Here is a 12,559-nt window from a genome sequence, read left to right as displayed (position 1 = left end):
CGCGCGGTTCAGGCCGCCGCGCGCGCATCGGCGCCGCCGTTGCGGTAGAGATGGATCGGCGTGGGATCGGCGCTGAACTGCGAGAACGGGAACGGTTCGGCCGACACCGCCGCGACGCCTTGGCCGAGGAACTGCGGCACGATCGCGCTGCCGGTCTGGGCGTAGACGATCAGGCCGATCCCGCGCGAACGCACCGCGGCAAGAATTTCGTCGAAGGAGCCGTTGCTCAAGGTCATGCCGGTGGCGATCACCAGATCGGCCTGCGCCAGCACCGGCGCCATGTCCCGCGCCACCTCGGTGCCGTCGGCGGTGCGCTGCATGTTGAAGTCGCAGGGCAGACACACGCCGCCGCGCGCGCGGATCGCCTCGACCAGGGGATTGACCACGCCGATCAGCCCCACCTTCATGCCCGGCACGATATCGAGCAGTCCGGCGATGGCCTGATCGCGAGCCTTGGCGCGCTGCAGCGGCGTGCCGTTCGGCAGCATGAACACTTGCGCCTGCGTGGCCTCGCGATGAGGCTTGACCAACGACAGATACGCATCGAGCGCGGCGATCCGCACCGGCGTGCGCTCATCGCGCAGCAATTCGGCGACGCTGCGCCCGGACAGTTCCTCGGCGATCACCGAATCGAGCTGATCGCGTTCCACGCAGCAACCGCCGAAGCCCGACTCCACTCGCAGCACCAGGTAGTAGTTGCGGTATTTGGTGTCGGTCCCGGGGAACTGGGTGCTTTGGCGAATCCAGAACGCGCCGACCGCGTGCAGTTCGGCCGGATCGGGGCCGTAGTCGCCGCGCAGCACGGCGGCGGTGAGGTCGGCGACGCCGCGCAAGGTAGATGAAGTCATGGTGCGGTACTCGGTGGTGAAGCCAGAAGGAGAAGAAGCGGAGTGCGGTTCGCCGGCCGGGCCTAGGCCGCGCTGGAGACCGGTGCGGCCTCGTCGTCGGCGTAGCTCAAGCTCACGCGCGCCAGAGCGCGCTCGGCGTGGGCGCGCGCCTGCAAGCCGTCGCGATCGCTGGCGATGACATGGCCGAGGTAGCAGGCGTTGTCGATCGGCGCCGAGACGTCGGAGCCGACCACGCCAGCCAGGATCCAGCGATCGATGTTCGGGTCGTTTTCCAGACTGGCCACGCCATCGACCGCGACCACCCGGCCCGCGCGCGGCGGCACCAGGAACTTGATCGCCGCGCTGCTCACGCCGGTGTCGCGGCGGGTCAGGTCGGGCTCGCGGCCCAGCGCGAGTTCGATCTGCGCATCGAGCAGATCGATGCCGGTGACGCGCTGGATCAACTCGGCGATGTAGTTGCCGCCCGGGCGCGGATTGATCTCGACGATGCGCGGGCCGTCCGCGGTCAGCTTGACCTCGGTGTGGCTGATGCCGTGATCGTGGCCGACCGCCTCCAGCGCGCCGCGCACCAGCGCTTCGACCCGCGCGGCCGTGTCGGCATCGAGCTTGGCCGGGAACATATGGCCGTCCTCGATGAAGTACGGAAAGCCGGTCAGACTCTTGTCGGTGATGCCGATGACCGTGGTCCGGCCGTTGTAGGTGCAAGCCTCGACGCTGACCTCGTCGCCGCGCATGTACTCCTCCAGCAACAGCAGCGGCACCCGCTCCTGCTCGCGGAAGTTGCGCGGGAACTGTTCCAGCGCATCAAAGGACTGACACAGCTCTTCCTCGTCGTGCACCAGGCGCACGAAGGCGCTGGAGGCCAGATCGGTCGGCTTGACGATCAGGGGATAACCGATGAGTTGCGCCTCGCGCCGGGTGTCGTCCCAACCGGCGACGACGGCGAACTTCGGATTGGGCAGGCCGGCGCGTTCGATCGCCTCGCGCACCTGATCCTTGCGCCGCTCCATCACCACGTTCGCCGAGAACGCCTGCGGCAGTTCCAGCGCCTGCGCGACTTCGGCCACGGTGCCGATGTAGTAGTCGCAAATCGTCACCACGCCGTCGAACTTCAGCACCGCGTGCTGGGCGCGCAGGAACTCGATCAGCGCCGGCACGTCGTTGGTGTCGAAGCTCAGGACGTGATCGGCGTGTTCGATCACCGGGTGGATTTCGTGCGAACGCGGATCCTGGTAGTGACCACGTTTGCGGGTGACGAAGGTGTAGCGGTGGCCGAGCCGGGCGATCGCCGGCGGGAAGATACGGCCGGTGCCGCCGACCCAGCTTTCGATCATCAACAAGTGCGCCATGGGTAAATCCTCCGGAGTGCGAATCAGTGCGCGACGATCGCCGCGACAGGCGGCGGCGCGGTAGTGGGTTCGGTGGCGAACGCGGCGCGGTTCCAGGCCATCGCCGACCACGGCAAGGCCAGTTCGTCCAGCGTGTCGATCGGCGTGGGTTGCAGTCCGTCCAGGTCCAGCGCGCGCTCGTAATGGGCGAACACGCCTTCGACGTAACGGTGGCCGGTGTCGGCGGCCAGGAACACCACGTTTCGGTGCGGGTGCAACGCCGCCTCGCGCCGTGCGACCAGATAACAGCAGCCGGTCGACAAACCGGCGAACACCGCGTGTTCGCGCAGCAACGCCACCGAGCCCGCCAGGCCGTAGTCGAACGAGACCCAATGCACCTGGTCGTACAAGTCGTGGCGCACGTTGCGGAACGGAATCGAGCTGCCGATGCCGGCGATGATGATGCCGGGGTCCTCGATGCGCTCGCAGCCGAAGGTCATGCTGCCGAAGGGCTGCACGCCGATCAGTTGCAGCGACGGTTCGCGCTCGCGCAGCGCGCAGGCCAGACCACCGGTGGAGCAGCCCGAACCGACGCCGCCGACCACGCTCAGCGGCGCGTCGCCTGCCGCGGCGCGGATCTGTTCGGCGACCGGTCCGTATCCGTGGTAGTGGATGTCGTCGTGGTACTGCTGCATCCAGTGCACGTCCGGATCGGCGGCGAGCAGTTCGCGAATCCGCGCCACCCGCAGGCTCTGATCCATTTTCAAGGTCGCCTGCGGCTCGACCTGTTCGATGGTCGCGCCGAGAATGCGCAACTGCACCATCAAGGTCTTGTCGACGGTCTTGGAACCGACGATATGGCAGCGCAAGCCGAACTTGTGGCAGGCCAACGCCAAGGCGTAGGCGTAGATGCCGCTGGAGCTGTCCATCAAGGTCGCGCCGGGGCGGATGCGGCCGCTGGCGAGCAGACGCTCCACCGCGACCAGGGTCGAGTACACCTTCATGGTTTCGAAGCGGGCCACGAACAGATTCGGCCCCAGCCGCACCAGGTCGGGCGCCTTGATCGCATCGGCGATATGCGCATGCACGCTCTGCGTCGCGCTGGTCATCACAACCCCGTCTCGGCGAAGCGGCACTGGCGACCCAGGCCGCGGAAGAACGACGACAGCTCGCCCATGCGCGCCGCGTCCGGGCGGGTCACGAACAGATAGCCGAGCAGGCTGCCGGTGTGGGCGATGACGATGCCGTCGGCGCCGAACTCGTGCTGTCGCTGGCGCAAGCTCTCGAAGTGGATCTTGGGCGTCACCCACTGCGCCAGTTGCGCGCTGTGGGTGGCGCATTCGCAGACCGCGAGCGGGTCGACGCGTTCGAACGCGTCGATCGCGCGCTGCAGGTGGCGACGGTAGGCGGGCAAATGCCGCTGGTAATGACGCAGCAGGGGCTCGGCGAGTTTCTCGGTCTCCACCGTGCCGCCTTCGTCGATGTAGCAGGCATGCAGGCGCAGCGGCGCATCGAAGCTGCGCACGACCTGTTGGCGCCCGCTCAGGTACAGCGCGTAACGGTCGAGAAATACGCTGTCGGAGCGTTCGATGCCGCGCAGCAGATCGGCGACCGTCGCGATCGGCGTCTGCAGGCCGAACACGCGATCCAGACAGCGGATGGTGGCGACCAGATCGGCGGTGGAGCTGGCCATGCCCTTGCCCAGCGGCAGTTCGGAGTCGTGATTCCAACGCCCCGGCGGCAGGCTCTTGCCGTGATGTTGCAGATACAGTTCGATCGCGCGCCGGCACTTGTCCTTGCCGGCCAGATCCAACTCGATCTGTCCGTGCTCGCCGGGCAGGTAATGCATCCAACTGTATTTGCGCACCGGCAGCGAAATCAGGCCGATATGCAGCTCCCCGTCCTGCTCGTACGGCCCCTGCCACAACTCGCCCAAGGTGCCGTGGCATACCCCGCTGTACACCATGGGCGGCGCGTCGGTCCGCGCGGTGGCGAACAGCGCGTTGTGCGCCGCCGCCGCGGGCGAGACATCGCGATGCGAAACCCCTCTTCGATCCTGCCGCAGCATGGCCGCGTCTCCCCGTTGCGATATGGACGGGCTCAGCCGTCGAAATCCACCGCGAGTTGCGCCACGTAGCGCCGCCCGTCGGTAAGGCCGAAACTGTTGTTGCCGTAGATGTTCCAGGTGAAGGTGTCGCCGGCGTTGGCCACCAGCAGGCGCAAGGTCGCCGGCGCCGCGCCGAGCTTGAAGCGGTAGCGCGCGCCGACATCGACCAGGGTGTAGGCCGGCACGCGGTTGACGCCGTCGCGCGAGACCACGCGTTCGCCGTAATGGCTCATCGACAGATCGAACGACCAGCCCGGCAAGACCGGCGGCCGATACTCGACATCGCTGCGCAGCACCCGCTCGGTCTGGCCGATCGGCCGGTCGCCGACGCGGCCCAGCCGCACCGCCTCGCCGCTCACGCGCGGACGCATCAACACCGCGCCGGCGACCAGGCTCCAGTGGTCGGCCGGCTTGCCGCTCAGGCTCAACTCGACGCCGCGGTGGCGCACTTCGCCGATCGCCCCGAAGACGTTGTTCTCGTCGGTGGTGAAGTACGGCTTGCGTACGTCGAAGGCGCCGGCGACGAATTTCAGATTCTGATTCAACGACCAGCGCAATCCGGCGTCGGTCTGACGCGTGCGGATCGCCGGCAGCGCCTGATTGCGATTGGCCGCGTCGTCCGGAGCGATGCCGCTTTCCTCCAGGCCGCGGGTATGACCCGCGTACACGGCCAGGGTCTTGCTCAGGTACACCGACGCGGTGGCATTGGGCAGCCACGGATCATCGCGACTGCTGGTGCGCGCAAGACCGGGCTGGTCGACATGCTTGCGATAGCGGCTGCGCTGGATGCCCAGGCTGAGTTCGCCGACGTCGCGCCAGCGGCCTTCGTAGGCCAGGCCGCCGGTCCATTGCTCGACGTGATCGTGAGTGCGCGGGCCGAACTCGAAAGACTCCGGGCGCGGCACCGGACGCGGCTCGCCGAGCGGGCGCCAGCCGTAGTCGATCGCCGCCGCCGAACCGCCGTATTCGCTGTCCAGACTGCGCCCGCGCACCGCCAGGTGCAGCACGTGCAGGCGCGGGCCTTCGCGGAAACTGCGGCTCAGGCGCAACTCGCCGCTGGTGGACGCGTAACGCTGCTGCGGATCGGCGATGACTTTTTCGCGGGTCGTCCCGTCGGCCGCGGTGTCGGTGAACAACTCGGCGAAGCCGCTGGGCTGATTGTTGATCGAACGAAACACGCCACCGGCCAACGCCCAATCGGCGCCGAGCCGCGCTTTGCCGAGCACGCCGTAGTTGCGGCTGTCGTACTCGTTGTCCGACCACGATTGACCGAAATGCCGGCGCCGCTGGATCTTCGGCGGGCGATGCGGCCCGGAGGTGATGATGGTCGGCGCGACTTCCTCGTCGCGCCCGCGCGAGATGCTCCAGAACGGCAGGATCTCGATGTTCTCGGTCGGTCGCCAGCGCGGCACGAACCCGGCGCGGACATAGCGCGCGTCGGCGCCGTCGTAATACTCCTCGCGCGCCAAGGCGATGTTGGCGGCGATACCGAAGCGGCCGTCGACGATCGGCAGCTTGGCGTCCAGTTCCAGCGCCGGCGCGCCGTAAGCGTTGAGCGCGCCGAGCACGCTCAGCACACGTTCGTCGCCGGCCTTCTTCAAACGGTAATCGACGATGCCGGTCGGCGCCGGGAACGGATAGTTCAGCGCGGACAAGCCCACGCGAATGGTCGAACCTTCCACCAGCGCGGGCGGCACCGTGCCCTGGCGATCGAAGTAGATGCCGTCCATGCGCACGTTGCCGGCGTCCACCGGCGAGAAGCCGCGCACCTGCTTGCTGCTGTACAGACCGATGGTTTCGTTGCCCAGGGTCCCGCCGAACGCGTCCTCGGCGGCGGTGACGGCGTTATCCCCGGCGCGCTGCGCCTGCGCCGCGGCGGCGCAGGCGGCGAGGCCGCAGCCCAGGGTCCATGCGAGGGTCGGTCGCTTCATCGCTTACAGCTCCGTGGGCCAGCGGCGCAGACGGTGCAGCGCCCAGCCGCTCAGGCCGGCGGCCAGCAGCGCCAGCCATGCGGCGACCGACCAGGCCTCGGCTGCGCGCGACGCCGGGCTGACCTGGGTTTCGCGATAGGCCGGAATCGCGGCGTACTCGTTGAAGTTCATCCGGCCGTAGCTGTTGGCGATCGGACGCGGCGTGGGCGACGCGATCTGGCGCTGGATGCGTGGGTAGAACCACTCGCGCAGCGCATGCTGATAGGCGCGGGTCTGACGCTCGAATTCGCGGTGGCGCCGTGCATCGGTGCCGGCCAGCGCCGACAGCGCCTGCTCCATCCCCAGCGGCGGCGACAGATACCCGGCCCAGTCCGAAACCGTTTCGCGCCGATCGCGCGCGCGCTCCAGACGCTGCTGCAACGGTTGCAGACGCCGCTCCAGTTCCGGAGCGAGGAAGCTCATGCGGGTCGCGTAGTCGATCGTCGCCACCTTGTCGGTCGCTGTGGCCAGATCGGCGCGGGCGCGGAACATCGCGGCGACGATCCGATCGCGGTCGGCCGCGATGGCATCGTTGGCGCGGCGTTGCGCATCCACATACGCCACCGGCGCCGGCGCATCGCCGGCGCGCTGCGCCAACGCGCTGCCGAGCAAGGGCAAGCCGATCGCGAGCAACGCCCACCACGCGCTCATCAGGCTGATCGCGCCGGCGGCGCTGGGCCACGCGGAAACCACGACGAAACCCAGCGCGGCCCAGAACGACAGGTAGGCCACCACCAGTGCCGCCGACGCGAACAGTTCGGGCAGCGCCGCGGACAGGTCCGTCCCGGCGAGAATCAACGATCCCAACATCAGCGCCAACGTCGCCGGCGTCAGCCAGACGAAGATCGCCGTCACCCGCGCGCCGAGCCACGCGCGCGGACCGACCCGTTGCGCGGCGATCAGACGCAGCATGCCGTGGTCGCGCTCGAAGGTGGCCAGCAGACCGATCAGCACGATCGCCGCGATCGGCAACAGGTACACCAGGACGAAGCCCAGATCGAACCGGCCCAGGCCCAGCCCGCGCGGATTCTCGAAGTCGTAGGCCGGCTCGATGCCGAACGGCGTTTCCAGCTTGACCGGCAACCGGCTCGGCATCAGATCGCTGCCGCCGACCGCCAGCGGCGATAACGGCAGGTGCGGCTTGTAACTGTGTGCGCGCAAGAAGTAGCGGCTGAAGCCGGCGATGTCGGTGGGATCCTGCCAGTACGGCACCGAGCTCTCGGCCGGTTCGGCGTAACGCTGCGCGCGTTCGCGGATCTGCTGCATCCATTGCGCGTCGCTGCCGCGACTGCGCTCGATCGCCTGGCTCTGCGCGCGGTGCAGCGCCGCGCCGCTGTAGGCGCCCCACAGCATCGCCAAGGCCAGCAGGCCGATCACCGTCCACAACAGCCGGCTGCGGCCGATGTGGCGCAGCTCCCAAGCCAGCAGAGTGAAGAAGTTCACCGCGACCTCGCGCGCATCGCGTTGCGGTTCCACTGCGATCGCGCTCATGGGCGCAACCTGCGCGCGGCGAACGCCAGCAAACCCAGCGCCGCCAGCGACCAGCCCAACAAACCCGCCGCCGCAGGCGCGGCATTGCGCCAGTTCGCGCCGAGCGCGGGCGCGGGATGATGGAACTCGGGAATCTGCGACCACAAGGTCGCGTCGTTGGTATGTTTCTCGCCCTCACCGACCCGATGCGTCATCACATCCTGATTCATTCGATTGACCAACTCGCGCCGATAATGTTCGGCGCCATCGATGAAGCGCCGGTGGTGGGCGAAATCGCTGCCGGCCAGGCTCGGCGACAAGCTCTGCATGGCCGCGGTCGGCGACAGCCAGCCCAGTAGCGCGTACGCGCGATCCTGCGCGATCACCCGGTCGTAGAAGCCGCCCAGCACACGGTCGAACACCTCGTGCGAATGGCGCTCGCTCAGGTCCAGCTCCGCGCCGCGCAGGTTCACCCGCAGATCGGCCGGATCGCGGACTCCGTACTTGGCCAGCAAGCTCGCCTGATGTTTCTTCGCATCCTCGGCCGTCCAGTACGACGGCGCTTGGTCGAGCAATTGCTGCTTGACCGCCTGGGTCGAAGGCAAGGGCTGCGCGCTCTCGACCGCGCTGTTGGCCCAACGCGGCAGCGCCAGGCCGAACGCGATCCACAATCCGAACAGCAACGCCAGCGCACCGCGCACGCTGCCCGCCAGCATCGAAATCGCGATGCCGAGCGCGGTCAGTACGCCCAGGTACACGGCCATCGCCGTCGCCCACAGCACCACACGCAGCGCGGCATCGGTGTTCAGTGCTCCGAGCACGGCGGTGGCCAGGGTCGTGGCCGCGGTCACCGGCACCACCAACACCCACACCAGCGCCAGCCAGATCGCCAACGTCTTGCTGACGACGATCCGGCGCGGCTGCAGCGCAGCGCCCAGCGCCAGGCGCAAGGTGCCGCGCTCGCGGTCCATCGCCACCGCAGTGAACGCGAGCAGGAACGCGACCAACGGAGCGAAGCCGATCAACAGACTCGCCGGACTGCTCAGGCCGGCGCGCTGCAGCGCCGAGGCTTCGCCTTGCGGGCGATAGAGCATGTCGTTCTGAACATGCGCTTCCAACCACACCGTCTGTCCGACGAAGGGTTCCACGCCCAAGTCCAGCGCCGCCAACGGCGTGGTCGGCTTGAACGCGAAGATGCTGTAATGCGCGGCCGAATGCGGATCCTTCTCGCCCTGACCGAGCCAGCGCGCGCGTTCGGCGCGCGCGACCTCGGCCTTGGCCGCGTTGTCGCGCACGATCGCGCTCAGGTCGATCGCGAACGCGATCAGCACCAAGGCGCCCAGGCATAGCAAGGCCCACCATGCGCGCCGGTCGCGGCGCAGCAAGGTCCATTCGAAACCGGTCAGCGAGGCGCTCATGCGGCAGCCGACTCGTTCGAAGCCAGCAACTCCAGGTACAGCGCTTCGATCTGCGCGGCCGACAACTCGGCGGTGCGGCGCTCGGCCAACAAGCTGCCCGCGCGCAGGATGCCCAGGCGATGGGCCACGTCCTTGACCCGGTACAGGTCGTGGGTGGCCATCAACACCGCGATGCCGCGTTGCGCGGCCGCGCGCACGCCCTGCGAGAGGTCGTTGGCGGCGCTGGCGTCCAGGCCCGAGGTCGGTTCGTCGAGCAACAACAGTTGCGCGTTCTTGGCCAACGCCACCGCCAGCCCGACTTTCTGCCGCATGCCCTTGGAGAACCCGGCGGCGCGGCGCGTGTGCGCTTCGGCTTGCAGGCCCGCCTGGCTCAGCAGATCGCGCGCTTGAGCGCCGCTCAAGCGGCGCCCGCCCAACAAGGCGAAATAGCTCAGGTTCTCGATCGCGTCGAGGCTGGGATGCAGCATCACCGTTTCCGGCAGGTAGGCGATCTTGGCGCGCGCGGCCAGCGGGTCGCGGCCCACATCGATGCCGGCGACCTGGATGCGCCCGGCCTCGGGCTGCAGGAATCCCAGGATCAGGTTCAAGGTGGTGGTCTTGCCGGCGCCGTTCGGCCCGAGCAACGCGTAGACCTCGCCGGGCGCGACCGCGATCGTCAACGCATTCAATGCATGGCGGTCGCCGAAGTCCTTGCGCACTGCGTCCAATCGCAGCGCATCGATGCCCGCGTCCACCGCGGGCGCTTCCAGCAAGCTCATAAGTTCACCTTGAAGGTCAGTTCCACGCTGCGCGGCGCGCCGATCACCAGTTGGTCGGCCGCGCCGCCGGACCAGTCGGCATAGAACGCATCGCCCAGGTTGCGTCCGTACAGGGCGATCTCGCCGAACGGCAGGCGATAGGCGACCGACGCATCCCACACCGTGTGGCTGTCGACGCGGATGCTGTTGGCGTTGTTGGTGTAGTACGCGCCGACGTAGCGCGCGCCGGCGCCGACAATGATGGGCGCCTGTTCGAAGCGATAGCTCGCGTACAGGTTGGCCAGGCGCTCGGGCACGTTGGGCGGCACCTTGCCGGCGCGATCGACGCCGCCGGCTTCGCGCAAGCGGTCGAAACGCGCATCCAGCGCGGCCAGGCTGGCATCGACCCGCAATGCGCGGGTCAGCGCCGCCGATGCCGACAGTTCGATCCCGCGCGAGGATTGGGTGCCGCCCTGCACCGACAGATTGGCGTTGCGCGGATCGCGGGTGACGATGTCGTTCTGCTCGATCCAGTACGCGCTCGCGCTCAGGTCGATGCGATCGTTCCAGACGCTGCTCTTGATGCCCGCATCCATCGCGCGGCCGCGGGTCAGCTCGAAGCGCGAATTGGCCAGCGACAGCAACGGCAGGCTGCCGACCGGCGCGACCGCCACGCTGTACTGCGCGTACAACTGGGTCTTCGGCGCCAGATCGAACACCGTGCCCAGGCGCCACGACAACGGCTCATAGGTGCGCTCGAAACGGGTGCGGCTGCCGGTGTTGAAATCGGCGATGCTGCGTTCCAGCTCGATCCGGTCGTAGCGCAGACCGGCCAGCAGCAGCCAGCGCGGGGTCAGATTCAACGCGTCCTCGGCGAACACCGAAACCACGCGGGTGTTGGAATCGAAATCCACACGATTGCCCGCGCCCGGGAAGTTCAGCGCGGTGTCGGCGAACGACGCCGTGCCGCGCTGCGGTGCGAACGGGTCGACCGCGGTGGTGGTACCGAAGCGGCGCATCACGAAGAAGTCGCCGTCGCTGAACTCCACACCGACCGAAGCCCGGTTGCGCCGGCCGCCGAACGTCGTATCCGAGAACAACGTCGCCCGCTCGACCCAGAACTGATGGTCGTGCTCGATGCGGGTCGTGCCGCGATCCAACAGGCCGCTGCGCGCGTTGTAGGTGTAGGTCTCCGAATTGAGCCAGCGCCGGTGCGCGTCGTAATAGCTGAACTCGTTGCTGAAACGCAGGCCGTCGCTGATCTGCCAGTTGACCCGCGTGCGCAGCCAGTCGCTATGCGAGTCCTGCACACCGTTGACGACGTTGTAGTTGCGGCGGGCGATCGCGCGATCGATCACCAGGCCGTTGCCGGTACGCACCAGGTCGCTGGGATCGCGGGCGAGCGCGGCCGGAATCAGCGGCGTGCCCCAGTACGCGGTGTCGTAATCGTCCTGGTAGTGGTCCAGGGCGATATCGACATCGAGCGCTTCGCTGGGACGCCAGTGGGCGGCCAGCGTGGCCGAGGTCGAATCGCTGGCGGTGCCGTCGACATAGCCGTCGCCGCTGCGATGACTGGCGATGGCGCGCAGCGCGAAGCTGTCGCTGATCGGCAGATTGGCGTCTAGCGCGTATCGCCGGCCGCCGAAGCTGCCCCAACCGGCCAGCCCCTCGAAGGCGGTGCCGTCGAAATTCGGCCGCTTGGGCACCAGGTTGATCGCGCCGGCCAGAGCGCCTTCGCCGTACAACACTGATGCCGGGCCCTTGAGCACTTCGATCCGTTCGAAACTCCAGCTGTCGAAGTCGCGGGTCACCAGCGGCGCCGCGGTCTGGCGCACGCCGTCGTAGAGCAAAGCGATGGCGCCGCCGGTGAAGCCGCGCATCGAGGTCATGCCGGGCGAGGACGGCAGTTGTCCGGCAAGCACGCCGGGCGCGGCATTGAGCGCTTCGACGCTGCTGCGCAGTCCGCGCGCCTGGATCTGATCCTGGGTCAGCACCTCGATCGCGGCCGGGGTCTCGCGCGGGCTCAGACCCAAGCGCGACGCGGTCGCGGTGGGACGGTCCAACGGCGCTTCGCGCAGGCCGACGCCTTCCACGGTGACCTTATCGAGCAGCTTGGGGGCCGCGCCACCGGCGCTGTCGGCTTGGTCCAGCGACTGGGCCTGGACCGGCGCCATGGCGGCCAGCGCGACCGCAAACACCACACCGGCCGGAGCCCAGCCTGGCAGCGCCAGCGTGGCCTGGCCAGGCCGGCCACGACCGCCGCAGTCGCCCCGCGCCTCAGCCGAGCGCGGCCCGTCGCGGTGATTTGCCGATTCGACCGCGTCGATGCGGCGCCCCTGACTGCGTGTGTTCACTGTGATCCTTGCCCCGAGCGAAATGTGAAACGAAACGATATATCATTTCATTTGCTCGGCAATGTAAGGCGCCGTGAAGAGCGCGTCAATACGCGACAAGGAGGTTTCGTCTGGAAGTTGTGGTGGCCTGCCGCCGACGCGGGCTTGCATCAACGGCGTCGGTCGCGCACAGGCTCGCGACCGGGCCGCCCGTCACTCGGCGAGCGACAGGCCTGGTCAGGGTGAAAATCGAGTTCGCACACAGGCCGCCGGCCGTCATGGCTTGGGCACTGCCACCGCCGGGCATCGCAGCGCCCGGCCGGGCTCGACCATTCGTGCGCGGTCGAA

The 12,559-nt window shown here is 68.3% G+C and carries 9 protein-coding genes; all 9 read right to left on the bottom strand.

The annotated features are described in order from the left end of the window. Nucleotides 1-8: 8 nt before the first annotated feature. On the bottom strand, nucleotides 9-848 hold the full coding sequence (locus ACTOWJ_RS14800) for a Rossmann-like domain-containing protein (protein ID WP_441335392.1): 840 nt from the start codon (nucleotides 846-848) through the stop codon (nucleotides 9-11). 62 nt (nucleotides 849-910) lie between these two features. After that, nucleotides 911-2,197 (bottom strand): ATP-grasp domain-containing protein, encoded by a 1,287-nt coding sequence (locus ACTOWJ_RS14795; RefSeq protein ID WP_441335391.1) that lies wholly within the window; start codon nucleotides 2,195-2,197, stop codon nucleotides 911-913. A 23-nt stretch (nucleotides 2,198-2,220) separates the two neighbouring features. Beyond that, entirely contained in the window at nucleotides 2,221-3,285 is a 1,065-nt protein-coding gene (locus tag ACTOWJ_RS14790; RefSeq protein WP_441335390.1) for a pyridoxal-phosphate dependent enzyme, read from the bottom strand. Next, complete coding sequence (locus ACTOWJ_RS14785) at nucleotides 3,285-4,244, bottom strand: GHMP family kinase ATP-binding protein (protein WP_441335389.1); 960 nt, start codon at nucleotides 4,242-4,244, stop codon at nucleotides 3,285-3,287. Before ACTOWJ_RS14785 ends, ACTOWJ_RS14790 begins: the two co-directional genes overlap by 1 nt. A gap of 32 nt (nucleotides 4,245-4,276) precedes the next feature. Beyond that, nucleotides 4,277-6,214 (bottom strand): TonB-dependent receptor domain-containing protein, encoded by a 1,938-nt coding sequence (locus ACTOWJ_RS14780; protein ID WP_441335388.1) that lies wholly within the window; start codon nucleotides 6,212-6,214, stop codon nucleotides 4,277-4,279. 3 nt (nucleotides 6,215-6,217) lie between these two features. Beyond that, nucleotides 6,218-7,744, bottom strand: a complete 1,527-nt coding sequence (locus ACTOWJ_RS14775; protein ID WP_441335387.1) for a DUF3526 domain-containing protein — start codon at nucleotides 7,742-7,744, stop codon at nucleotides 6,218-6,220. Beyond that, entirely contained in the window at nucleotides 7,741-9,141 is a 1,401-nt protein-coding gene (locus ACTOWJ_RS14770) for a DUF3526 domain-containing protein (protein ID WP_441335386.1), read from the bottom strand. Before ACTOWJ_RS14770 ends, ACTOWJ_RS14775 begins: the two co-directional genes overlap by 4 nt. Beyond that, nucleotides 9,138-9,899 (bottom strand): ABC transporter ATP-binding protein, encoded by a 762-nt coding sequence (locus ACTOWJ_RS14765; protein ID WP_441335385.1) that lies wholly within the window; start codon nucleotides 9,897-9,899, stop codon nucleotides 9,138-9,140. The genes ACTOWJ_RS14770 and ACTOWJ_RS14765 overlap by 4 nt, the downstream gene beginning before the upstream one ends. Next, nucleotides 9,896-12,232: a TonB-dependent receptor gene (locus tag ACTOWJ_RS14760; RefSeq protein ID WP_441335384.1), complete on the bottom strand. Its 2,337-nt coding sequence runs from the start codon at nucleotides 12,230-12,232 to the stop codon at nucleotides 9,896-9,898. Before ACTOWJ_RS14760 ends, ACTOWJ_RS14765 begins: the two co-directional genes overlap by 4 nt. Nucleotides 12,233-12,559 lie beyond the last annotated feature (327 nt).

It is taken from the genome of Lysobacter sp. CA199 (assembly GCF_052078715.1).
GTDB lineage: Bacteria > Pseudomonadota > Gammaproteobacteria > Xanthomonadales > Xanthomonadaceae > Lysobacter.
This window is presented reverse-complemented; position numbering and strand designations above follow the sequence as displayed.